The 24613-nt window shown below is 41.1% G+C and carries 17 protein-coding genes, 2 pseudogenes and 1 riboswitch; of the genes and pseudogenes, 7 read left to right on the top strand and 12 right to left on the bottom strand.

The features are described from left to right. Positions 1 to 88 precede the first annotated feature (88 nt). From CWC18_RS10675 to CWC18_RS10660, 4 genes are all read right to left on the bottom strand, one after another. Positions 89 to 2620: a family 20 glycosylhydrolase gene (locus CWC18_RS10675; protein ID WP_138675237.1), complete on the bottom strand. Its 2532-nt coding sequence runs from the start codon at positions 2618 to 2620 to the stop codon at positions 89 to 91. Further along, positions 2621 to 3475: an ROK family protein gene (locus CWC18_RS10670; RefSeq protein ID WP_138592264.1), complete on the bottom strand. Its 855-nt coding sequence runs from the start codon at positions 3473 to 3475 to the stop codon at positions 2621 to 2623. Next, on the bottom strand, positions 3472 to 4731 hold the full coding sequence (locus CWC18_RS10665; protein ID WP_138675236.1) for an MFS transporter: 1260 nt from the start codon (positions 4729 to 4731) through the stop codon (positions 3472 to 3474). The genes CWC18_RS10670 and CWC18_RS10665 overlap by 4 nt, the downstream gene beginning before the upstream one ends. A gap of 170 nt (positions 4732 to 4901) precedes the next feature. Next, complete coding sequence (locus CWC18_RS10660) at positions 4902 to 7865, bottom strand: TonB-dependent receptor (protein ID WP_138675235.1); 2964 nt, start codon at positions 7863 to 7865, stop codon at positions 4902 to 4904. A gap of 309 nt (positions 7866 to 8174) precedes the next feature. On the opposite strand from CWC18_RS10660, the gene CWC18_RS10655 reads away from it, so the two are divergent. Both CWC18_RS10655 and CWC18_RS10650 read left to right on the top strand, forming a co-directional pair. Continuing rightward, positions 8175 to 9041, top strand: coding sequence for a helix-turn-helix domain-containing protein (locus tag CWC18_RS10655; RefSeq protein ID WP_138592267.1), 867 nt, complete (start codon positions 8175 to 8177; stop codon positions 9039 to 9041). A 148-nt stretch (positions 9042 to 9189) separates the two neighbouring features. After that, positions 9190 to 10497, top strand: coding sequence for an NAD(P)/FAD-dependent oxidoreductase (locus CWC18_RS10650; protein WP_138675234.1), 1308 nt, complete (start codon positions 9190 to 9192; stop codon positions 10495 to 10497). A gap of 70 nt (positions 10498 to 10567) precedes the next feature. Here CWC18_RS10650 and CWC18_RS10645 read toward each other — a convergent pair whose 3' ends face one another. The 4 genes from CWC18_RS10645 to nhaD form a co-directional block, all read right to left on the bottom strand. Continuing rightward, positions 10568 to 11890 carry a sodium-dependent transporter gene (locus tag CWC18_RS10645; RefSeq protein ID WP_138675233.1) on the bottom strand — a complete coding sequence of 441 codons (1323 nt, stop codon included), beginning with the start codon at positions 11888 to 11890 and terminating at the stop codon, positions 10568 to 10570. Between the two features lie 111 nt (positions 11891 to 12001). Continuing rightward, complete coding sequence (locus CWC18_RS10640; protein ID WP_138592270.1) at positions 12002 to 12532, bottom strand: DUF924 family protein; 531 nt, start codon at positions 12530 to 12532, stop codon at positions 12002 to 12004. A 103-nt stretch (positions 12533 to 12635) separates the two neighbouring features. After that, complete coding sequence (gene lysC / locus CWC18_RS10635; RefSeq protein WP_138592277.1) at positions 12636 to 13982, bottom strand: lysine-sensitive aspartokinase 3; 1347 nt, start codon at positions 13980 to 13982, stop codon at positions 12636 to 12638. An 88-nt stretch (positions 13983 to 14070) separates the two neighbouring features. Continuing rightward, positions 14071 to 14244: riboswitch (Lysine riboswitch) on the bottom strand. Positions 14245 to 14362: 118 nt separating this feature from the next. Continuing rightward, entirely contained in the window at positions 14363 to 15610 is a 1248-nt protein-coding gene (nhaD, locus tag CWC18_RS10630) for a sodium:proton antiporter NhaD (protein WP_138592271.1), read from the bottom strand. A gap of 149 nt (positions 15611 to 15759) precedes the next feature. On the opposite strand from nhaD, the gene CWC18_RS10625 reads away from it, so the two are divergent. The 4 genes from CWC18_RS10625 to CWC18_RS10610 all read left to right on the top strand — a co-directional run bounded on the left by CWC18_RS10625 (position 15760) and on the right by CWC18_RS10610 (position 20958). Further along, positions 15760 to 17022 carry a hypothetical protein gene (locus tag CWC18_RS10625; protein WP_138592272.1) on the top strand — a complete coding sequence of 421 codons (1263 nt, stop codon included), beginning with the start codon at positions 15760 to 15762 and terminating at the stop codon, positions 17020 to 17022. After that, on the top strand, positions 17009 to 17560 hold the full coding sequence (locus CWC18_RS10620) for a condensin complex protein MksE (RefSeq protein ID WP_138592273.1): 552 nt from the start codon (positions 17009 to 17011) through the stop codon (positions 17558 to 17560). Before CWC18_RS10625 ends, CWC18_RS10620 begins: the two co-directional genes overlap by 14 nt. Then, positions 17557 to 20340, top strand: coding sequence for an ATPase (locus CWC18_RS10615; RefSeq protein ID WP_138675232.1), 2784 nt, complete (start codon positions 17557 to 17559; stop codon positions 20338 to 20340). Before CWC18_RS10620 ends, CWC18_RS10615 begins: the two co-directional genes overlap by 4 nt. 63 nt (positions 20341 to 20403) lie before the next feature. Continuing rightward, positions 20404 to 20958, top strand: coding sequence for a DUF4136 domain-containing protein (locus CWC18_RS10610; RefSeq protein ID WP_138675231.1), 555 nt, complete (start codon positions 20404 to 20406; stop codon positions 20956 to 20958). Positions 20959 to 21294: 336 nt separating this feature from the next. Here the strand turns inward: CWC18_RS10610 and CWC18_RS10605 are convergent, their stop codons facing one another. The 3 genes from CWC18_RS10605 to CWC18_RS10595 form a co-directional block, all read right to left on the bottom strand. After that, positions 21295 to 21546, bottom strand: a complete 252-nt coding sequence (locus CWC18_RS10605; RefSeq protein WP_138592276.1) for a YkgJ family cysteine cluster protein — start codon at positions 21544 to 21546, stop codon at positions 21295 to 21297. Between the two features lie 228 nt (positions 21547 to 21774). Further along, the gene (locus tag CWC18_RS10600; protein WP_138675230.1) at positions 21775 to 22578 is read right to left on the bottom strand and encodes an alpha/beta fold hydrolase; all 804 of its coding nucleotides are present in this window, start codon (positions 22576 to 22578) and stop codon (positions 21775 to 21777) included. 321 nt (positions 22579 to 22899) lie between these two features. Continuing rightward, positions 22900 to 23397, bottom strand: coding sequence for a DUF1772 domain-containing protein (locus CWC18_RS10595; protein ID WP_138675229.1), 498 nt, complete (start codon positions 23395 to 23397; stop codon positions 22900 to 22902). A gap of 132 nt (positions 23398 to 23529) precedes the next feature. Between CWC18_RS10595 and CWC18_RS10590 the strand changes: the two are divergent. Beyond that, positions 23530 to 23766: pseudogene (locus tag CWC18_RS10590) on the top strand (IS110 family transposase); the annotation flags it as partial. Positions 23767 to 23984: 218 nt separating this feature from the next. Here CWC18_RS10590 and CWC18_RS10585 read toward each other — a convergent pair. Continuing rightward, positions 23985 to 24613, bottom strand: a pseudogene (locus CWC18_RS10585) (transposase); the annotation flags it as partial.

Raw genomic sequence — 24613 nt, 5'->3', positions numbered from 1 at the left:
GAGAAACGAAGCACACTGTTAGGCCAGCGGCTTCGTTCTCCTAATGCTGCAAATGTGAACACAACGCCTTTTATTCCATACCGGTATATTAGTGATTGTGCATTAATTGTGTTCTACCCACTCGATCCCCTTTTCTTGCACGTACAGCTCGCAGGTGAGCTAAAGGAATACCTCCGTGTGCTGGTTGCCAGCCTTGCGCCGTTTTTATTTCAATATCAAACCCTGGTATAGGGGTGAAAAAGATCATTTCTCCGTTTTTATGCAACCCAATAGCAACATGTGGAATACGATAGAAAACACCTTCTTTGGCGAGCTTTGGTAATTCCTTGTAGCCTAAAATACTAATAAAACGCTGCCAATCAGCGTCTCTTTCTAATTGTGCTGTTTTGTCAAAATACTCGGAAGATACGCTATATATACGCCCTTTTTTATACTCCAATGCCCATTTGGGTTTATGCCATGCCCGCTCGGCAAACGCCAGTAAACGCGGGTATAACATGTACTCGGCTTGCTTGTCTGTGCGGATCATTTCAGACCATAAATGTGCTTGAATACCCGCAGCCGTAACTCCTTCGTTTAGCCCACTTTGAGTATCGTTCGCCTCGTAATGGTGATAACGGCTATTTCGCCAAACCTCTGCATGGGCTGGTAAATTATCAGGCATAAACTCAAACACCTTACGAGTATCTACCGCTCTCGTCGCCCAGTGATTACCCCGCTCCATAGGATGTGATGTATATGGGAAATCAAAATAGGTTACATCAGGGTTAGAAATAACGACTTGCCACTTTCTATTAATATGTTCATGTGAAACTACATGTCCGCCCTCGGCCAACGTTCCCCATACATTGCTTTGCACATTCGTAGGCATGTTATGCACACGTACGTCTCCTAAACCATCACTCCATGCCGCAACTTGTACTCCTTTTGCAGTCACCATTTGGCTAACACGTTCAATAAAATAACCATTTAATGATCCGTAGGTCTTAAGCAAGGTTTTACAAGCGGGCGAATTTAACCAAGCACCAGCAGTTTCATCGGCACCAATATGGTACGTATTTAACGGCACGCCCGCTTGGCGATGCAAACCTTGTACACCGTTTAATACTTTATCAATAAATGCATAGGTCTGAGGCAAGCAGACATTTAATGTGTTGTCGTTATAATGTTGAATAGAGCGATATACTGTCTTGTCATCAGTGTCGACTAGACGATACTTTTGCGCTGCTTCATACTTACCAAGCGCAGTTAAACGCCTATATCGCGCTTCCATAGATACAATGGCTGCACGAGAATGTCCGGGCATATCAAGCGATGGGATCACCGTAATATGATGCTTATCAGCATAACGAAGAATATCAATATAGTCTTGGCGATTGTAATATCCATTTACTGATGACCCCTTATCGTTCCCCGCGCCCAGTTGCGGTAATAAGCAGTTTTGTTCTGATAAATCAAAACAGCGATACCCTCCCACTTCGGTTAACTCGGGCAATCCATCAATTTCTAACCGCCAACCTTCATCATCGGCCAAATGTAAATGTAAGCGATTTAATTTATAACTAGCCATATGCTTGATGGTGTCAAGCACGAACTGTTTAGAGCGAAAATTTCTAGCAGTATCTATATGTAGTCCGCGAAATTCGTAGTGAGGGCTATCTTTAATCTCCACTTCATTAACGAGTAAAGATTTACCATCAAATAACCCCATCAAGCTTTGCAGTGCATAAAAAGCCCCTGAACTTGTGTTAGCAGTAATATATATACCCGCTTCTGTCACAAGCAAAGTGTAAGCTTCATCCCTCGTTCCACTCTTTTTGCGTAATGAGATATCAAGCAATACTCCACTTTCTCGCTCGTTTATTCCAACAGTCGACATTCTTCCTAGCGCGGCTGAAATACGATCTCGCTTGATGCCATTAAGTACTAAGCGAATACCGCCTGACAGGTCAACTTTTTTATCAGAAGTAACCTGCATAGCGCTGGGCTTTGGAATGATCCCTTCAGGAAAGCTTGTCTTAAGTGGTTTGTGGCTATTTTCAAAGTGATAACGAGGCCCCATCCAAGGGGTTTTGTCACTTTTACTGGTTCTTAGTTGTGATAACGTCGTAAACGGTTCGAGGTAGGGCTGAGTTTCAAGACCTGTCGTTGTATCTTCATCCACTAAAGTACTTACAATAACCTTCGTTGCCAACGCCTGCTTAGCGTCTGATAGTAGATAATTAGGCATAAACTCCGAGCGGGTAATCTGTGAATTTTGTGTATAAAACCGTAATTTATGCGCTTTCCCAGCAATAAACCCAGTAAAGGACTCTGATGGGCTAATTTTATGCAGATCGCCATTAATATGCGTGATGTCAAACTGCTGATTTGAACCATGTATGATTGGCATGAGTTGACTAAAATAAATGACCCAACTCTTATCTAACAGATCATACGGTAATGTGAGTGCAAGCTCAGATAAGTAACACTGCGTCACATATGCAGGGCATGTGGCATTTGCCTCTATGAGTGTATATTTCACATCTAACTGACGTGACATTTTATCTAAATCGACCTGCTCTAATGCCAAAGCGTTAAAACTAATAATAAACAACACTACTATTAAATACTTAACCATTTAATATTTCCTTAGCATGGGGGCATTAAAAAATAAAGCAAATGACCCTAACAATGGGGCATATTGTAATCGACTTGGTTGAATACACACTTCTGATACAAGCATGTCGTGACTATGCTCATCAAAAGATGAGAACATACTGCTTTTGAATAGCGAAAAAGACTGCGTAACTGAGCCACCAAGCACAATTTTATCTGGATCAAATGCCAATAATATCAGTGATATCGCATGGCCGAGGTGTTGTCCAAATTGATTAAATAGAGCTTGCGATTTTGCATCTCCAAGCTTTGCTTTTTCTGCTTCTTGCGAGCCATCAAGTCCCAACTGCTTAAAAAATTGTCCACTGGTATACTCTTCTACTATCCCTTCTAAATATGTAAAACTGCCAAACTCTCCAGCAAAACCATTACTCCCGGTATATAGTTCTCCGTTAAGCACAACCCCAGAACCTAACCCAGTCCCTAAGGTGATCCCTATCAAATTATTGCACGGCAAATGTGACCCATACTGATACTCGCCAAATGTAAAGCAGTTAGCATCATTATGAACCACAACCGGTAAAGCGAACTTCTTGTATAGCCACTCTTTCAATGAAATTGAATGAAAATTTGGAATATTAACCGTTTCTATAATATAGCCATCAGCGACTCTTACACAGCTTGGTAAGCCGATCGAAATACCTATACATCGCACACTTAGGTGCGCTGCGATGATCTGTTCAATGAACGCTAAAACCGCTTGCTTTGAACCTTGTGAAGGCACATCATAACGATGTACAGTGCCAAGACCATTATTAGAAACCTCAGCAACATGGACTTTAGTCCCACCTAAATCAATACACAAAATACCACTCATAATGATTGTGACACCTCTGTTCGACGATTAAATAAACTCACCGTATGATTATTAATCAGGGGTTTAGCCCATATGCCAACACTGAATATATAGCCAAGTGGGATCAACAAGACCAGCATTGCAATTTGCTGAGAGCCAATCAGCTCACTCAACAACCCTAAAATAGGAGACGCAATAGCGCCTCCTACAATCCCCGTGCACAAAATACCTGCCACTGCACCATGGCCTACTTGCATCGAGTTAAGGGCGAGTGAAAACAGCACCGACCACATAATAGATAAAAAGAACCCGACGGCCGAAAAACTTAACAGCGACGTTGACTTACTGCCAAATAGCGCAAGCAATAGAGCACTAGCAGCACCCATGCTAAAGATCATTAATAACTTCTGTGCATCAAAAAACTTTAAGAATAATAATCCAATCAGACAGCCTACTGTTAGCAGCAACCAAAACTGACTCACCGCATACGCACCATGAGTGTGCGCATCTAGTCCATGATATGACTGTAAAAACAAAGAAATTGAATTTGCAATACCCTGCTCTAAAGCAACATATGCGACGATCGCAAAGAAAAACTTTACAACTATCGGGTTTTTCAACAGTGCTAAGCTCTGCTTTACGCTAAGTAACTCATTACAATTACGGTCAACCTTTGCTATCGGAGTGAACAAAATATAAACCACCATCCCCAAGCACAAAGCAGCAAACAGCCAATACATGCTGAGCCACGCCATTGAGCTAGGCACTAATCCGATAAAAAAGCGGCCAACTCCTTTATTCAGCGTAATCCCTTCAACAAAAGAGCTATAGACTATCGGAGACAAGGTCGCTGCACCGCCAAACATAAGTTGTGCAAGTACTGAGTACATCGCGAAATGCTTACTCCCTCCGCTTACCCGTAACAGCGGATTAATAGCAACTTGTAACAAGGCCATCGCACACCCGATGGTAAATAACGCAAACATAGCCACCAAAAAAGATGGAGACAACGCAAAGCTCAAAGACCCAGCGCCAGCCAACGTGAATGCGAGTAACATCACCGGTTTTTCCCCTCTCGCCTGCACCAGCAAGCCAGCGGGAATTGACATTACTGCGTAGGCAACAAAAAAAGCAAACGGAAAAAAGCCGGCCAACGTAATACCAATATTAAAGTCATCGACGAGTTCAGGAAAAATCGGACCTAGAATATTGGTCATAAACGACACCATAAAAAAAGTGATCAATACCAACACCACAATCCCATATTTCACGTTCATATTCCTACCTCAAAATTTAGATAAGGCAATAGCGATAGAGCGTATTCGTAGAGATACAAACACTCGACTCAAGGGGGGCATTGCCTTAGGTTTGGGAGTTTTTTACTCTATAAAGCATTGTTTATAAAGTAAGTGCCGCCCATGCAGCACTTACTTTAAGCCTTATATTTTTACCAGCGTGCACGAAGACCAAACGTGAGTCGTCGCTCATAAATGTTTTGAGAAATACGATTATCTTTCCACTGTGCGTAATTGGTTTCATATTCTTCGGTCAGATTGCTGCCCGACATAAACACCGTGAAATTATCATCTACCTCATAACTGGCTGACACATCAATGTATGTCGTAGGTTCAGTCCAAATTGCCGTATCACCCATACCATAAGGAACCGAAATTTCAGCTAAGCGCTTAGAGCGGTAATTAGCCGCCAATCTAAATTGAAACCCTGATTTTTCATACCACAGTACTGCATTGGCAGATTCTTTAGAATTATCTTCTAACGGCAGCGCTTCACCATCTAAATCAGTGCGACCACTTTCACTATCGCTATAGGTATAGTTAAAAGACGCCCCTAACCCACTCCACATACCAGGTAAAAAGTCGAACGCTTGCTGATATGAAAATTCAGCACCGCTCATGGTGCCACCAGCACCATTAACTAAGCCATTAACGGTAACTTCTCTGCGAATGACTTCATCACCGTCAGGCATAGCCTGCAACCAAGTACTTGATTCAATGAATGAAGCCAATTTTATATTGAAGATACCAATACTCGCCATCGCACTCGGTGAGAAATACCACTCTACAGCCATATCGCTATTTTCTGCTCGCCAAGGGTTTAACTCTGGGTTTCCTTGCATCGTAGCATTTGTCGCTATAAGTAAGTCTGGAGAAATACCTTCTCGAGCAGCCAAGTCATCACCCGCCCGAGTACGGCTGATGGTTAACCCCCCCGCAATTTGCTGAAGATCCAGTTTTGTCATTGTCTTACCCCACGCAGCACGATAGACAACATCATCACTTAAATTAACGCTTAAATTGAACGATGGTAAAAAATCTGAAAAAGACTTATCTGTGATCACATCGCCAGCATCTTCGGCAACGGTGCCTGGGCAGTTAGTACAAATAGACTCTCCTATCACGTTTTGCGCTATTTCCAAATCAGTTTTAATGTATTGGAAACCCGCATTAGCTCGGTAATTATCCCCAGAAAAGTCTGCTCGCCAATAAAGAGACTGCGTCTGCTCGGTCACTTTGTATGAACTGCCGGGTACCATGCCTCGTACATTTCCCGGATAAAACCTATTTTGGAAAGCAAAAGGATCATCTAATTGCTTTGGATCAATAAAGTAGATACTACCGATGCTATTAGGGCCAAAATCAGAAACCGATTGCACCCAGCCTTCAGGTAAGCTCGCAAAAGTGATCAGATTATCATGGCCCATGGTTAAATCACCTGCGGAGGCACTTGGCGTACCGCCACTTCCGTCTGTATCAAAAGCAGCTAACCCTTGGTCTTTCCACATAACATTAACGCTCCCCTCACCCACAGGGTTATTAAATGGTGCCAATAGCACATATTGATCTCGTGAAATATCTCGCTCAGAAAAACGTACGCCAAAACGCATGGCATTTAAATGATCGGTATCAAACTCATAATCACCATCCAACCGCAATACATCTAAGGACGCGTCTTCATCATAATTATTCTCCGAGTAAGTTGATGTGACGGAATAACGATTAATATTAGAACCAAATGCTTCACCCTGTAATGATGACGGCGGCGTTAACGTCGCATATTTACCCGTAAAATCAAAGCGCATAGGCACTGTATTTGGACCATACCCATCCGGGTTCACGGCTATCGGGCCATTCCCTTCATTACGACGAAGGCCATGCGCCAAACCATTGGTTAAATATCCTTGAGCAACGTTTTCGGTATGATTTCGAGACGCATCCGCTGTAATCAAGCGCATTTTTGCTGAAAAAGGCCCGTCACCTTGGTAAACAAGTTCAATATTGTAGTTGGTCGATTTTCTTTTATTGGTGTGGCTTTCTGAGTGTGCAACCACACGAGGGGCATTCAAAGTAATATCTTGAGCAGTATATAAGCTATGGCCCGACGCTAATATTTCACCTCGATTAATTGGATCATGTTGATCTTGCCATTGCCAATGCCCGCCCCATGCATTGTCAGCCATTAACCCTCTCTGGCGATCTGCATCATCCATTTTGGTATAAAACACATCGGCATTTAATTCGAATGTGTCTGATAGCTGGGCTTGAAAACTAACATTAGCCCCCGTTCTTTCACGTTCAGTAAAACGATTAACCATCCCATAGCTGACGTACGTGTACTCCGCATCATTTGTATCACCATCACCATTCATATCTGTTTGCGGACAATACCAACACTCCCCAGATTCAGGGACAGCTCCAACCCAACCATGATTCGTTGCACCTAAACGATAGTTTGCCAGCGTCACTTCATCTTTTGATAAGGTAGCTAACACCGCAAACTTATCTGCGTTGTAGCCTGCGAAAACCATGGCTTTAGGGTCTGTTTCTTTAGAGTAAGAACCCCTTGCAGCTTCAATTGACGCAGCACCAGTAAATCCCTCAGCTAAATCAAACGGCTTTCTCGTTTGCAAATCAACGGTACCAGAGATCCCACCAGCCAGTGTGTCTGCAGTCGGTGACTTCATCACATTCATTGCCCCAACCATGCTTGATGGAATGTCTGTAAAGTCTGGCTGTACCTTCGTTAATGAACCGGCACTTAAAAACTGTTCGCCATTAAGAAGCGTCGTGACTTGAGGCATACCACGAACATTAATCGTCGACCCTTCACCCGCACTTCGCCTAATTTGAATACCAGGAATACGTTGCAGCGAATCTGCAATAGTCGCATCTGGAAGCTTACCAATGTCTTCAGCTGTGATGGAGTCAACAACCCCATCAGCAAAGCGCTTGGTATTTAAACTTTTTTCTGTAGAAGCCCGAATACCACGCACTTCGATTACTTCAAGTTCCTCTTCACTTTGCCCGTCAACCGCTAAGGCATGACTAGACATAACACCTGCTAAAATTGCGTAACTGATAAGGGAAAGCTTGAATGATCTCTTGTTGTTCATGTCATTCCTCTGATAATTGTTAGATAGTTTCACATTTACTACCAAGATTTTTGGTACCCCCTTATTTCAACAGTTGCTTTTAATAAAAGTGCGCAATATCTATCATCTATTAGTACTCACCTACCTACCTGACATCGCTGTCATAACGTGTAATTCACATGAAATGAAAAATTAATATATATTTTTTAGTAAGTTACAGCAATAAATGCAAGGATTGTACTAATGGTTAATTGAATCGTATTACTTTAAGGTGCTTAACTAATCATCATGTATTAATAACTTGTTAAGCTTAAATAAAAGGAGCGATTTATGAGAGCTTTATGTGAGAAAATCATCCCGTCAGACAACTGTTCATGGCGATATTGCCTCTATAAATTAAACGAAATCCCGTTCAATTGGCACTATCATGCCGAATATGAGATTTGTTTAACCTTAAATAGCCAAGGCGTGAGCCATATTGGTGATCACATAGCACCATACGGTGACTTTGACTTGGTATTACTCGGTCCAGATTTACCACATACTTGGCAATCACAGCCCAATCATGACGGAACAGAACAGCTGGTACATGTTGCACAGGTCCCTTCTCAATGGATTGAAGGGTTAGTACAAAACAATCCAGAACTCGCAGATTTAAATCACTTATTACGCAAAGCACGCTGCGGAGTGCGTTTTAGCGAGCAAACGGCAAAATCTCTGCTTCCTCTTTTTGAAACAATAGGCAGTGCAGATCCGCTTCATCGATTCAACTTATTAATGTCTTTACTGTATACGTTAAGTACTAACGAATCACAGACTCTATCTAGTCAAGAATTTTCATTTCCAAGAACGCTAGATCCCGCAAAAGATAAATTTGAAAAAGTGCTCAATTATATTTATGACAATTACTGCGATCCTCTCAGTGTCGACTCCCTCGCTCAATACACCCATATGAGTACCAATCACTTTCATCGTTTTTTTAAAAAGCGCACTGAATGCACCGTGACAGAGTTTATTAACCAACTAAGAATAGCTAAGGCCTGTAAACTATTAGTCAACAGCTCAGTGCCTATTTCGGTCATAAGCGACCAATGCGGTTTTAATAATATCTCCAATTTTAACCGGCGTTTCTTAGCCATAAAACTATGTACGCCAAGTGAATTTAGATCACGAATTCATCAAGCAACATTAATTTAGTATCCGTCTTTAATTTGGAGTCAAATCCATGTTAACTTATAGGCATACATCCTCATGGTACTAGGTTGTAAAGGACTACTCAGCGCTACATTGCAATATTGACACGCTCAATAATAAGTATTCCTTTATTACTTTATGAGGAATACTTATGTCTACACAACGCCCTACAATCGTGATTGTTGGTGGAGGTGCTGGTGGGTTAGCACTTGCGACGCAATTAGGCCATAAATTAGGAAAGAAAAAACACGCTGATATCGTACTGATTGACAAAAATCGAAACCATATATGGAAACCCTTACTCCATGAAGTAGCCACAGGATCTTTAGATGCCGATTTAGATGGCGTGGTGTATTCGGCACATGCCGCTAAGCATCATTACCGGTTTATCCTAGGTGAATTCACCACTTTAGATACTCAGCAAAAACAGCTCATACTCAAGCCTTTACTGAATGAATCTGCCCAACAAATACTGCCACAACGGCACATTCACTTCGATAAACTGATACTGGCTATCGGCAGTGTCAGTAATGATTTTAATACCCCAGGTGTAGCAGAACATTGCTTCTTTTTAGACTCCCATACACAAGCAGAACGTTTTCAACATGCACTGCTCGATAACTTCACCCGTATTCACCAAAGCAACTCTACCCAACATAAACCGTTTAATATTGCCATTGTTGGCGGCGGCGCAACAGGCGTAGAGCTCTCTGCAGAGTTGTATCATGTTACACATTTACTGAAAACATACGGGCTAAATAATATGACCTCTGATCAGCTACAAATAAGCTTAATCGAAGCCGGCCCTCGAATACTCCCCGCCCTTTCAGAACGGATCGCCAACTCAGCAAAAAGAGAGTTACTGAAACTCGGCGTAAACGTATTTGAAAATACTAAAGTAAGATCTGCCTCTGCAACGGCGTTTAAAACCCACCTAGAAACAGAGATTGAAGCAGATATAAAAGTCTGGGCTGCGGGAGTTAAAGCCCCTGACTTTATAAAAGAGCTTAATGTATTTGAGCTTAATGCAAATAACCAAATCAACGTTGATTCATATTTACGAAGTACCCAGTGTGATTCAATCTATGCCATTGGTGATTGCTGTTCATGCACTCAAACCGATGGCAGTATTGTGCCACCTCGTGCCCAATCAGCTCATCAAATGGCATTGTGTGTCCAACAGAACCTCATAGCAGAGATATTTGGATTGCCCTTAAAACAATTCGAATACCAAGACCATGGTTCACTCGTTAACTTGTCTCAGTTTACTGCGGTGGGTAACCTTATGGGCAATTTAACTAAAAACAGTTTTTTTATTGAAGGTAAAATCGCAAGACTAATGTACGTATCACTTTACCGCATGCACCAACGTGCAATACACGGTTCTTTACGCACATTCATTCTATGGCTCAGTGAGAAAATGCTGAAAATAGTAAGACCAAAAATGAAACTACATTAATATCTACGTTATCTACGCTTTAGTAGGCTAAACACATTGCTTAGCCTACTAAACCACTATTTCTAAAAGGCTATTTTAAAGCAACATTGACAAATACTGCCGTCATTAATACAGGGCACACAAAACGCACATATTGTGCAAACCAATAATGTGGCCCTTTACACTCTAGGTGTAATTGATTACCCCGCTTCCACATCCAGCCCACAGTAATAAAGTAAAACAATCCCATAAGCGGTAACTGATATTGCGTAAGTAAACTGATCACTAACCCAAATAGCCAATCAAAATTCAAAATAATAACGCTTGAAGCAATTAAAATAGTTGCCGTTACCCACCAGGTTGCACTAGTTCGCTTAAAGTCTTGATTTTCAAACAAAAACGCAACTGGAATTTCTGTTGATGAAATGGTAGATGTCAAAGAGGCTATCGACATTAAAATAAAGAACGTTAGTCCTACAAGTAGCCCGACCTCCCCCATACTGGCAAACAGCTCTGGTAGAACCGCAAAAATTAAACGTCCTTCGCCAATAAGCTTGCCATCTTGAAAGACCTCAACACCATTTTGCTGCGCAACAAAAATAGCAGGTATAATCAACAGGCCAGCAAGAAACGCAACACCCGTATCAAGTAGCGCCACACTGGCGGTAAGTTTAGGTAAATTTGCATTAGGTTTAAGGTATGAGCCATAAATCATCATACACCCGACCCCCAGTGATAATGAGAAAAACGCTTGACCCATAGCAGCAATAACCAAGTCTGGATCCGTAATGTGTGAAAAGTCTGGGACTAAATAGGCTTTAAATCCTGCGGCTGCGCCATCTAAAGTACTAATGTAAACAATTAAAGCAACTAACAATAGCAGTAACATAGGCATCAAACGACGAGACCAAGCTTCAATGCCAGATTTGACCCCTTTCAATATAATACTTGCGGTTAGCAGCAACATAATCGGCGTGAAAATAAAATTACGTAGTGTTGAATCACCAATTAAAAAGGCACTTAATTGCTCAAAGCCCAAAAAACGCGCAATAGGCTCGATTGAGTGAGCAAGCATCCACCCGGCAACGATTGAATAAAAGCTAAGCATAATAATAGCGCCGAACAATCCGATATATCCAGCAGATGCACCTATTTTAGGCCCTTTTTCTTGCCACGCTTGTTTTAATGCTTGGACAGGGTTTGACTGTGCTTGATGGCCTAGATATAGCTCAGTGTAAAGTGCAGGCAATGCCAAAAGAAAAATAACAATGAAGTAGACCAATAAAAAAGCGCCACCACCATGGTTTGCAGCTTGAGTGGGAAACCCCCAAATATTACCTAATCCTACCGCTGCGCCAGCAGCAGCAAGAACAAAGCCAAGTCGGCTTTGAAAACCATCGCGCAATTGAGCCATACCGATTCTATATGATTATTGTTTTGGACCAATGATTATACTTAACTTGTTAAAAAATGCGACTACCTAGGTTCAAATTAAGGAACCTTCCAAAACAAACCCAAGCCCGATTTAAAAACTAGACCCTGCTTGCGTTAAAAACTGTAATTCATCGTCACTCGAAACTCGATTCAATATTTGATTTCTATGTGGGTACCGACCAAATTGGTCAATAATTTTCTTGTGAGCCAACTCGAATTCATAATTGGGTAATGCGCGAAACAATGCTTCTGCTTGTTGGTGAATGATTTTACTTTCACTATGCATAAAAGGCATATATAAAAAACTCAGCTCTGTATCATTGAGTTGTTTATCCACTCCTTTATCAATAGCATGCTGAGCAAGGCATAACGCCAAAGCATCTGATGCGAATGCATTGGGCGTATCCCGAAACATATTTCTTGAAAACTGGTCCAATATAATTATTTCACATAGCGCACCAATAGGTTCTGCACGCCAATGGGCTAGCTCCCCTTGCATCGCCATGCGATGGTGGACTGAAAACTGTGATTTAATTTTATGGTCGAAGTGAACCGATTTTTTCCACCAGTCAGACTCTGAGCAAGTGACAAACCAAAATTGATAAATATCTTGATACTGCATGGTGGCCTCCCAATACTGCTTAATTAGCACTCTACTCGGGATCTTACCACCATGCAATCTAAAACTTAATTATTAGTTATTGTTTGATAAATGTTGCCAACAATTAGGCAACTTCAAGTAATTTAGCATGAATAGATTGAACCACTTTATCTGAGTCCGCTTGCTCAACTAAAAAGCACAGATTATGTTTACTCGCCCCATGACAAATCAAACGAATATTAAAGTCGCTCAACACTTCCATAAGGTTCACTTCATGCTGACGTAACTGAATTTGAGAGCCTATCAACGCCACTAACGTTAAATTGTTCTCAACCGTCACATGACAAAACTCACTGAGCTCTTCTAAACACTGTTGATCAAGCTCTGGACGAGAAGCATTGAACGCATTATCAAGGGTTATCGCCACACTTATCTCAGACGTGGTGACTAAATCAACAGAAATATTATACGCACTTAAAATGGTAAAAATACGTGCTAAAAAGCCACTTGCTAATAACATCTCAGGGCTTTTCAAAGTCAACAATATCTGGTTTTTTCGTTGCGTTACGGCTCTGATCCCAGTTTGCGATGAGGTGTCTTTTTCAATCCATGTGCCGCCCGCCTGAGGATCACGGCTTGAACCAACAAACACTGAAATATTACTTCGACTCGCCGGCAATATTGTTGCAGGGTGTAGTACTTTTGCACCAAAGGTCGCCATTTCAGCGGCCTCGTCAAAACTTAACTTCGCTATTGGCGATGCTTTGGCACACAAACGTGGATCTGTACTAAATATACCTACTACATCCGTCCAAATATGCACACTTTTTGCGTTTATCGCTTCAGCCAATAAAGCGGCACTATAATCAGAACCGCCACGGCCGAGTGTAGTTGTTTGATTGTAAGGATCACTACCAATAAAACCTTGCGTAACAATCACCGTTTCATCTAACAACGGCAGCAAGTGCTTTTGAGCAGCCAGCGCGGTTGCTGCAATATCTGGCGTTGCTTTACCAAATCGGTTATCTGTTTTAAGTACTTTACGTACATCAAAGCGATCGGCTTTAACGCCCAAGTTTCGCAGAACTTGCGTAAATAAAAATGAAGATAAACGCTCCCCAAAGCTTAACATTTCATCGCATTGTTGCGCACTCAGCGCCGGTAATGCTGCAAGCGATTTAAGTTCATTGAGTGTTAATTCAAAAGACTGAGCTAGATCGGCATCCAGAGTTAACTTAGCCAAAATCGCATTCTGAATTGTAATTATATTATCGACCAACGCTAAACGTTCATCTTCATTGGATTTTTGTTGGGTTAAAGTAACTAAGTGGTTAGTCACACCCGCACTGGCACTCACGGCCACAATACGCACGTTACTGTCGTCGTGAATAATGTGTGCACAGCGGTGCATGGCGTCAAAATCGGCTACACTGGTGCCACCAAACTTCGCGACCGTGTACTGTGAACTCATGATATCTCCTTGTGACTGCTGTGGTGCAATCATCAATAATAAGGAGAACTTGGCAATATTAAGGTGCTTTGTATGAAAAGAAGTAACCATTGCCAGAAGCTCTCCACCAAAAAACGGTGACAGTTCCAAGGATTCAACCTCGTAAACCGAAAGTGCATAATGACGTACTATGAACTTCCTCGGCGAGTACTTCCCTCTTTAGTGGTCTATGGCGTTCGTCACCTCTCACTAAATACCTAAGTATCGCACCTCTTCTGTCTATTTTGCCGTTTCTAAACTGAACACAGACAAAATAAAAACCCGCACAATGGGCGGGTTAAAAAGAAAGTACCGTTTAGACGTCTAGGTGTCAAGTAATAATTTGTTCAAGTTACACATCTCTAGATATATTGACCAGCGACATAAGCCCCCGCATATCCAATGGTATACGCAACTAATAGATACAAGAACATACGCAAATAGCTCATAAACGTCAGCGCCTTCACTTTACTCATTGCAATAATACCTGCCGCAGAACCAATCACTAGCATTGAGCCGCCTACACCGGTAGCGTAGGTAAACATAAGCCATTGCTGTGGAGTCATCATAATCTCAGCTTTTAATAACGCGGCAGTTAACGGCACATTGTCAACCGCTGCTGAAAGTAGCCCCATTAAGTAGTTTGCATATTCAGGTGGAATATAGACATAGAGATCAGTAAACATAGCCAGTACTCCCACTTCTTTTAGCGCACCGACAAGGAGTAACACCCCGACGAAAAACAGTAAGGTATCGTATTCAATCTCGCGAATATAATCGATAATTTTCTTGTTCACATCCTTTTTACGCATCAGGAATTGCGCAACCAAAAACATCAACGATAAACCAAACAAAAATGTAAGTAGAGGCGGAACTTGATACTGCACACTCAAAAATAACGTCGCGAAAATGGTCGAAGTAAATATGACCGCAATGGTAATATCTGTTTTTTCAATACGTCTTTGAGTTTGTTTTTCAAAATTGAGTTGCTCGTTCATACCAATTGACAACATGGCAGCCAATGCCATGACACTCACAAGCGCAGGGCCAACCAGCAATAACAAGTTTGGAATAGTGACTTTATCCGCTAAGAAAATCATTAATGTTGTGACATCTCCAGTGATGAGTGACACACCACCAGAATTAACACTAAAAATAATTAACGTTGCATACTTTATTAACTTCTTTGGATCTAGCTTCAACGACATAACTACTGCCAAAGAAATCAAGGTTGCGGTAATATTGTCAGATATCGAAGAAAATACAAAAGCAGCAATACCAACTAAGAACATAAGCTTACGTTCGCTGATCTGCGATGGCATAACACGATGCACAATGTTTTGTATAAACCCTTTTGAGTTCAAATAAGCCACAAACGTCATCGCAGCCATTAAGAACAACCACAATGTGGCGATTTCCAGGATATTATGATCTAGCTCATGTTGTACAGTTTCTGGGCTTTGACCATGAATGGGGGAGATAAAAGCGATAATCCAACATAAAGTACCAAAAAAAAGGGTAGTTTTGGCCTTGTTTACATGGATGATATCCTCTATAACGATAAGCACAAACGCAATCGCTATCAGGGTAAGGATAATGGGCGTAACCATAATGCGTAAACAACCTGTAATTATAAGTTAAAAATTTAGAACGGTAAGGTAATTCGGCGCGGAGTCTAGCATTTACATATAGGATGCGCTATGACTAAGCTCAATTTATTTCCGATAAACGTCACATAAAAGATACACACTGGAAAGTTATGATCCCAGCTAAGAAAGTTTTAAACACGCTAAATGAACATTGGAGTGTATTAGAGCTACTTTTTAAACGCTTTAAAATGACCGACTTCAGCGTTAAAGATGTCCAAAACATCATAAAACATAAAAATCCTCAATGGACCAGCGAAAGAATATTTAGAGAAACAAACCGGCTGCTTAACCAAGAGATTATTATTCCTCTAGCAAAATCATCCCAGCTTGAAATTAATCGAGCAGTGGCGGACTTTGCCAGCTTTTTATTGCAAGAAGAGCACCTTGGTTTAGCCCAAGAGATCACCGTATTGGTTAACGATCTCGAACGACTCGGGAATCGCCTAGAACAAGCCGCTGATGAAGGTGACCACAGTGAACTTCGTCGATTTAGCCGGATCATGGATGAACGGGTTAGAAAAATCATTAAGCTCTTTATTCATAACGAAAATGCAATTTTTAATATTGTAGAGCAAGCAAAATCGGATAGTAGTGCCATATCACTACAAAAACGCTATCGCGCCGTCATTGAAGCGTTTGATGAATACATTGAACCCATGCTTGAAATGGTCGATATTCGCGGTGAATTTCATGCCTGCTTTAACATCATCGAAACGCAGCTCAGCCAACAAATAAACAACATAGAACTCTATGGTAGAGGCACTCAAGACAAAAGAATGCTTGAACAGTTGCGTACACGTATTTTAGATATGCATCTGATTGGCCGTGAAAGCTTAAGAAAAAGTGCCGATATGCTAATGCCTTTACGCGAGGAGTTACGTAGAAATTCACTGATCACTCGTCAAGCGTCAAAAGTACTGGGCATGATCCGAAAAAATGGCGTAGATAGAATGCTCAGCCCCGTTCAACCTGAGTTTGTGTCAGATATACAACGTTTCTCTCTCGGACAACAGCGTCACATGGTCGCCTATATGGCGGGGCTTGCTGAATTTGAACATGAAGAATATCAACTACCTGATCAAAATGATGTACCAACTTATCAGAGTCCACATATCCCCGATTATAGCGAAGTTAAAAAGCGCTTTTCAGGCACCACCAAGACGAAAAAAGCATTGTTAGGTTTTTTAACAGACCACTATCCAGCGTTAGAAGCAGACGAGTTATTGTTCTTGTATCAAAAATTAGTCAGTGACGATGCACTTGACCTACAACAAGATGAGCAACGCGTCACAGTGACCATTGCAGAACACGATTTTTCGTTATACCCGTTTAACGCCAGCACCAAAATAGAACATGCCAATGACAACAATTAATCTAGCACATTTAACAGAGTTACAAGCCATCAATAAAAAGCTTGCCAGTGGTTACCATATCAGTGAGCAAGACACCACATTGTGGCAACAGCTTGATCAAAACATAGACGCTTACCAAGCATTATTTAATGCATTAGGTCACGATTTACACCACGATGCACGCGGCTTCTACTATTTAGCAAGTGATGAGAGTACCCCCAATATGGGTAAGATTTCTCGCGCGATTGCGTTGACTGTATTTATCCTCATCGAGTACTTTGCCAATCAGGGTAAAGATCCACTGCGTGCAATTTTTGATGAAACCGCCGATTTAGAATTAATGCAAACCTTAGTGCAACTCAATAAGCACTTGTTTGATCAGCTTGAGATTTTTTCAGGTTCAGACTTACGCAAAGACGTGTATTTAAGAATGGTGCGCTTAGGTCTTGCCCGTGAAACAGAGCAAGGCTTTATGCATTTAGCACCTTTATACCGTTATATTGATGCGTTAATGGAAGTCAACGAAGAGAATTTTGATGGACTAGAGGAAGAACTATGAGCGACTTATACGGCCTAAGCAAACTTGCATTATTAAATACCGCAGGCTACGCAAAGTGTGTGATACCATTAGACAAAAGTGCCTCTATTTGTGCCCCCAATAATACCGGTAAAAGCTCGGTAATTAATGCATTGCAATTCCCATTGATCAACGATCTTCGACTCACTGAATGGGATGGCCATGATTTAGAAGAAACCCGAAAGTTCTACTTTTCATCTGATCAATCCTACATTTTACTAGAGGCTAACCTGCCCCATGGCGATGTGGTGATTGGTGTCGCTGGCCTTGGTAAAATAGCTGGCTTTGCCCATCAATTTTTTTGCTACCCAGGTAAACTCAATCTTGATGACTTTACCGAAGGGAAAAGCATCATAAAATATACAAAACTATTCAAACACCTACAAAGTAAAGGCATGAAGCCCGTCGAACTAAAAGCCGCAGAGCTTAATGCGCTGTTAACTGGGGGGGCCACACAGTTTGATGGCGACATTAATTTAAAAATGATCCCGCTTAACAATGTGCAAGATGCTGCAATTTATAAAGAAATATTCCGACGCATTCTTAATTTACACAAATTAGGAGCACAAGATGTTAAACGCTTTATGCTTCGAGTATTTGAGCGCCATATGTCTAACTCACGGGTCGACTTTTATGAAGTATGGCGTCGAGCATTCGACAAAGTAAATCGTTCGCGACGTGAGCTCAGTGCATTAGAATCAATGCAAGAACCTATTGCAGCATTGGAGGATATGCTCAGCACTGATGCAACGCTCAAAGGCAAGCTGGCTGCTTACGCGCCAAAAATAGATGTCGCACTGGTAGAGTTTGAGGAATACCAACAGTCTCAGCATAGCGAGTTGACTGAACAGCTACAAAATATCGAACAAGAAAAGCATGACTTTGAACAAAAGCAGCAGCTATACCTGCAACAATCGCGAGATATTGAGCGCCGCCAAACACAAATAGAGCAATGGTTTGTAAACTACAATGCATTAAAAACCGAATTTGAGCTTACTAATCACGCGACACTTAAAACCAGCTTACAACTATTAAAAAAAGAATACGAACAACTGTCTTTTTCTATAAATAGCGCACATGGGCAAAGTTTACATACGCTCGACTTTAGAATTAGCGAAACACAAAAACAAATCAAAAGCTTAAAACTGCAATTAAAAAACTTAGAATTCAATTTATTCACTCGCATGCGTGAAGACTTATCTTTAAAAGAAGTCGAAGAAATTTCTCGTATTCTAAACACTGATTTACTGTCGCTTGCCACGACCAGCCAAGGGGAAATCACGATCACTGATGACGACGCATTCGGTGAGTTTTTAAGCCAACTTTCAAAAGCTGTGAAAGGTACTGAACTTAAGGTACCCGGTGCGACCATAAAGCTGAAAAAGCTCTCGCCAGTGCAAATGCAAAGCGGCGAGAATAAAGCTCAACTTGAAGCTCAGCTAAGTGCACTGCAACAGTCATTGCAAGAGTTTCAACAGCAACGTGATGTTGCAGCTAATGTGGCGCAAAAGCAGCAGGAGCGCGATACTTTATACGATGAGCTCATGGCACTAGAGGCTGCGGTTAAACGCTTTGAGCAATATCAAACCATGTTGCAATCTGTTGATGCACAAGAATTTCTCAAAGAGCAGCTAAATGCAGAGCGGGAGCAAGTAGACGAGTATTTACAAGACGTTCAACGTAACGCCGGCTCTATTTCAGACAGACGTTCAATCATAAAAAGTAAACAAGATTTACTGACGCGTCAGGCTGACCGCTTACGCCAAGTTAAGTCAGAACGTATAGACCATACGCTCGATGTGTATAGCGGCTCACAAACGCCTTACCCCATCGATGTTAAAATTGAATTTGATAATTTGTCAGAGGTCGTGCATCAATTTAACAAAGAGTGTAATGAACTGCGAAATTTAGCCGTCAACGTCAAAAATACGTACCTACATATTTATAACGCGGGGATCACCAAGTTTGATAATGAAAGTGATGAGACAAGTAAATACAGTAAACTCATAGGGGCATATCACAATATTGACAACGAACGTGATGCTGTAGACCGTCAAGCCCGTGTGGCCCTTACAGAAGTTGCCGCTACCATTAAAGGGCTTCGTGAAGACTTAGACCGACTGCGTCGAGAAATGAACAGCTTTAACCGAGGGATCAGTCAACATCGTATCTCTAACCTCAAATCGTTCAAAATTAACATTATCCCACGAAAAATGCTGGTAGAGAGTATTGATACTATTATTAGTACATCAGACAGCTATGAACAGGGGGATAACTTAGACTTGCTATCGGAGCAGCCTTCAGACGAAAAAGCACTCAACGAGGCCAAAGATCACCTTATTAAGCTAGCAAGCGATAAAGCAGGTTTAACACTGACCGATCTTTTTGATATTCGCTTTGAAATTGTTAACCGTGCAGGCGACACTGAACATTTTGACAAAATAGACTCTGCGGGCTCAAACGGTACCCGTATTACCATTAAGCTATTATGTGGTATGTTATTCATACGTTACTTACTCTCTGATCAAGAACAGTCTTTATTCCGTATTCCTATATACATTGATGAAGCCGCTGATATTGATCCACAAAACCAAAAAGCAATTATTGAAACCGCTTTGAGTTTTGGGTTTGTGCCAATTTTCGCGTCCGTTAAGCCACAAATAAGCTGCGACTATATTGTACCAATACGCAGTGTCAAAAATGGCAGTCAAAACTGGGTTTCAGAAAAAGATTGGATTGAAGTGGAACATTCCACAAATTAAGTAGTCAGACAGGACAACACGCAGTATGGGCTGGCTTAATATCAGCCCTCTAGGAGATGAAATATGTTAAAAAGTATTATATTAGCCGCCTCAGTACTTATTTTAAGTGCATGTACTAATACCCCAGATTGGGACTATGACAAATCTGTGGAGTTTGCCAATTATAAAACCTTTGCTTGGTCAGCTGATGCGGATCTAAGAAATAATGATGGTAACGCCTACCAAATTAACGATTTAATGGAAAAGCGTGTTCGAAATGCCATTATCGAGGCAATGCTCAAGCATAACATCAAGCTGGTTGAGACAAAAAATGCCGATATTCTTGTGAATTATCATGCATCTGTGGACAGTAAAATTGAAACAGATTCTTTTAATACCAGCTACACAGCTCGCTGGAATTATTGGGGCTTTGGCTACCAAACACAAACACATACACGTGAGTATGATGTTGGCACACTCGTCATCGATGTCATAGACAAAACATCAAACCAATTAATATGGCGCGGTGCGAAAGAAGGCCGGTTACGCAATAAACAAACACCAGAGCAACGAACTACGTCTGTGAATAAAACGGTGTCTGCTATTTTAGCTAACTTTCCACCAAGCGAAGAACATTAAACTGGACACCCACAATGATCGGATATTCTTGATCATTGTGGCTACCAATTAGCAATGAATAACTGGGCAATGTTAGTGGCCAAGCAATAAGTACATGTAACATTTCCAAAACAGCACAAAGTGAAGGCGGACTGTTTCATCGGAGGGGGCCACATGCCGCCATAGGTGTTCAAATAAGACTTGCTATAAAGGATAAAAAGCGCAACTAACATAGAGGTATTGGGTAATAGGGTCTATTATAAATAATACACAGCCGATGTGATAATATGTGGGTTTTGAGGGGGTAACTGCATCAAGCGCGGTCGTGTAAATATATAAAGTGCAGTAGAACCTAAGCTAGCCGGTTAATTCTTCCATCTCTGTCAAAATCGCCATCGCATCGGCAGATGTTTTACCACATGCCCACTCTACTGCTTTAAAATCATGACATACGGCTGGCCGCTCAGGTTGACCAAAGAGTTTACACAGATTGTCGTCTGATAAGTTTTTACAGCGCTCCCCTGCGGCCTTACCGTTTGGGTGCAAAGGAAAACTTGAACTAATACTGGGCGCAATACAACATGCACCACAGTGCAAACGACATTCCATAATACTGATCAAAAAAAAACAGAGCCGCAGTATACCAAAAATAGCGATAAGATTCTTTCATTAGTTCTATTTTTAATACCTTGCGTATCGTGCTCAGCATTTCTGAGTCTCATTTTAATCGACCAAAGGATAAACAGAAGATGAGAAAGCATTCAAAGCAATTTCTGCCATTCTATTAAGTCAGGGTAAACATCCCCCCTAGTAACAAATTAAAGCTCACATCAGATGCTATTTAATACGGGACATCAGCTCAAATATTTCTGAAACGACCATTTCAGGCTCATCATTTTGTGGATAATGGTAACTTTTTTCAGTTAAAATAACCTTCCCTTGAGGAAATGCATTTGCCCAATCTGAATGCAACTTTCCCCACATCTTCCGTCCCTGAGCAGTGAAAAATAATACCGGTGGTTCAGAGTAATTTTTAATTGAGGCAATTACGGTGACTGGAATATCGGCTATTTGAGGATAATCTGGCAATGGACGCTTTGACCAGAAATCTAAATATTGATTAGACATACCATTTGCAAGGTCATCTAATTTTATTTGCGCGATTTCTTTTTCAGCTTTTACCAAATCAATTTGGCGCATGATATCTACATCATGTTCAGAAGCAGGTTCGATTAACATTAATGCTGCTATCTTTTCAGGATACAAAAATGCAAACCTTCTGGCTACATATGCACCATAGGAGTGAGCAACATACACAACAGGTTTTTTAATCTTTAACGCATCAAGGAATAAAGCAGCTTCTTGCGCATACTCTTCAGAGCTATAGTTCTTTTTAATTGGCTCAGAACCGCCATTACCAATTCTTGAGTAACGAATTACTTTTGCACTACTAGCTAAACTTTCAAAAATAGGGTCCCAATCAGATAGACTGGCTGATCCACCAGCTTCTAGCAAAATGGTATTTTTACCATCACCCTTTATTTCGTATTCAACGTCGTAACCCTTTACTTTTACGATGCTAGTTTCAGCTAAAGCACTAAAGCTAAGTAAAAAAATTAAAAATAACCAACCAAATTGCACAAGAGCACCTTACATAATAACGCCGTTAAAATCGACTAATAATAATTAGCTAAAATACGCGAGTAATGCGCGCCAGCCAACCGTTAGACCTCATTCTTATGCAATTTTTTTATTAATAATCATTAAAGTGTGGACATAATAAAAAATGAAGTCTAAAAGTGACACCCAATCACAGTTTGAGATCAATAAACAGGCCTCCTTCAATCTGAAACATCGCTTAGTTAGTAAAATCAAATGGACTACATACGCTATAAGACCAAAAATAGATGAAGACTAAAAGTGACATATATGGACACTCCCGGTATGTCAAACAAAATAACTCTATAGTTTTAAGCTCAAAACTATCAAAATGAGAGAAGCACTGCATGCCATAAAGGTTCTAATCTCATTTGATTTATTCCAGCGAGGCTCAAATTCAATGCGGACTGCTTTAAGCTCTTCTTCGCTGGAATTATCGACGTCTACTTTCTGCAATTTATTGTTCAGAGGCAGATGTATAATAATTGTAGGCATCTGAACACCTAAAATATATGTAGCTAAAGCCAATAACATCAGGAAAAAATCGATACCATCTAATTTTCCAAAACTACTGACAGAGAAAATAATAATAGAAACTGCTGAACCGAGCCAAACTAGAAGAAACAGGGGGTGATTATCCTGAATAATACGATCTGTGACTTGAAAGGCCTTGATAAAACTCTTGTCATCTAGCCCTTTTAAACCTGGCATTACCACTATCGCATAGGAAAAAAGGAGTCCAGCGACTAGCGAACACATCAATGTAGATAAAACTAATGAAACATCCGAAATAACCAACATTCTACCTCCTCTACTAGATTTTTAGCCTAGACATAATGACTCCCACACGGTGCTAGCCTCCGCATTTTCGTGGGTTAGCCTAAAGCCAGAGCCATACTTAGTTTGTCAAATAACTAAATAGCAGAGGCTAGCATGACTAAACATAACATACTTTTCATTGGCTTAGATACTCATAAAGGGTTTAATGAAGTGGCTTATATTGAAGAGCAACGCGGCGCTCAACCTATCCATCACGGCCGAATTCCTTCTTCTAAAGTCGCTATTAAAAAGCTTATCAGGCAATTTGAATCTAAATACCCTAATGCAACTCTGCATTTCGTTTATGAGGCTGGCCCTTGTGGTTACTGGATTTACCGTTTAATGAAGTCTTAAAGTGAAGTCTTAAAGTGACACCCAATCACAGTTTGAGATCAATAAACAGGCACCTTCAAGCTGAAACATCGCTTAGTTATTAAAATCAAATGGACTACATACGCTATAAGACCAAAAATAGAGAAAAACTGAACTCATGCCCAGTAGTAAGGTACGGCTAAGCCGCCAAGTTATGGAGTATCGGTTATATAGAGATTATCTTGATGAACTAAAAATTAAGCCAGTAACTTTTCACACTGTGTGTAGTTGGCCCGCCGTTTTATTTCTAGGCTCGCACAATAATTATCAAGCTTTTGAGGGCGCCCTACTGCGCCATGGAAGACTTTAGTAAATTGTGTGGTGAGTTTTTGCCAGTTCTCTGGGGCGATGTTGAGTCTGTCTAGAATTGGTGAGTTGATTGTGCTTATAGCGCCTCGCTTATCTGCCCGCATACATCGGCCTGTCAACTCTACAAGTTCTAAGTAGGACTTTAATTCAAAGGGTAAACCTTTGGGTATGTACTTTCGGGGGCTACCTGCAAAACGCGCCAAGTGTTTAGGTTGCTTGCCTTCTTTGGCATGTTCACAGCGGGTTTTAACACTCGTGTAGTCTGAGGTTTCGGGTGTATTAGCCATTTTGGCTCTGATTGGGTTTAAATCAACATACGCCATACAGGCTGCCAGTGCCGCTTCATCGAGTAAGGCTTGTGATTTAAAGCGCCCCTCCCAAAATCGGCCTGTACAGTTATCTTCTTTATTCGCTTTTCGGGCAATGCTTTCGTTCAGCACCCGCATAAACCAACTGATACTCGCTAAACGTTCTCTAAATTGTTCAATGTCTTTATTTAAAAAGGTTTGCTGGGCTG

The sequence above is a fragment of the Pseudoalteromonas aurantia genome (assembly GCF_005886875.1).
In the GTDB taxonomy this organism is placed as follows: domain Bacteria; phylum Pseudomonadota; class Gammaproteobacteria; order Enterobacterales; family Alteromonadaceae; genus Pseudoalteromonas; species Pseudoalteromonas aurantia_A.
Note: the sequence above shows the minus strand (reverse complement) of the source record. Positions and strands in the feature narration are given on the sequence as shown.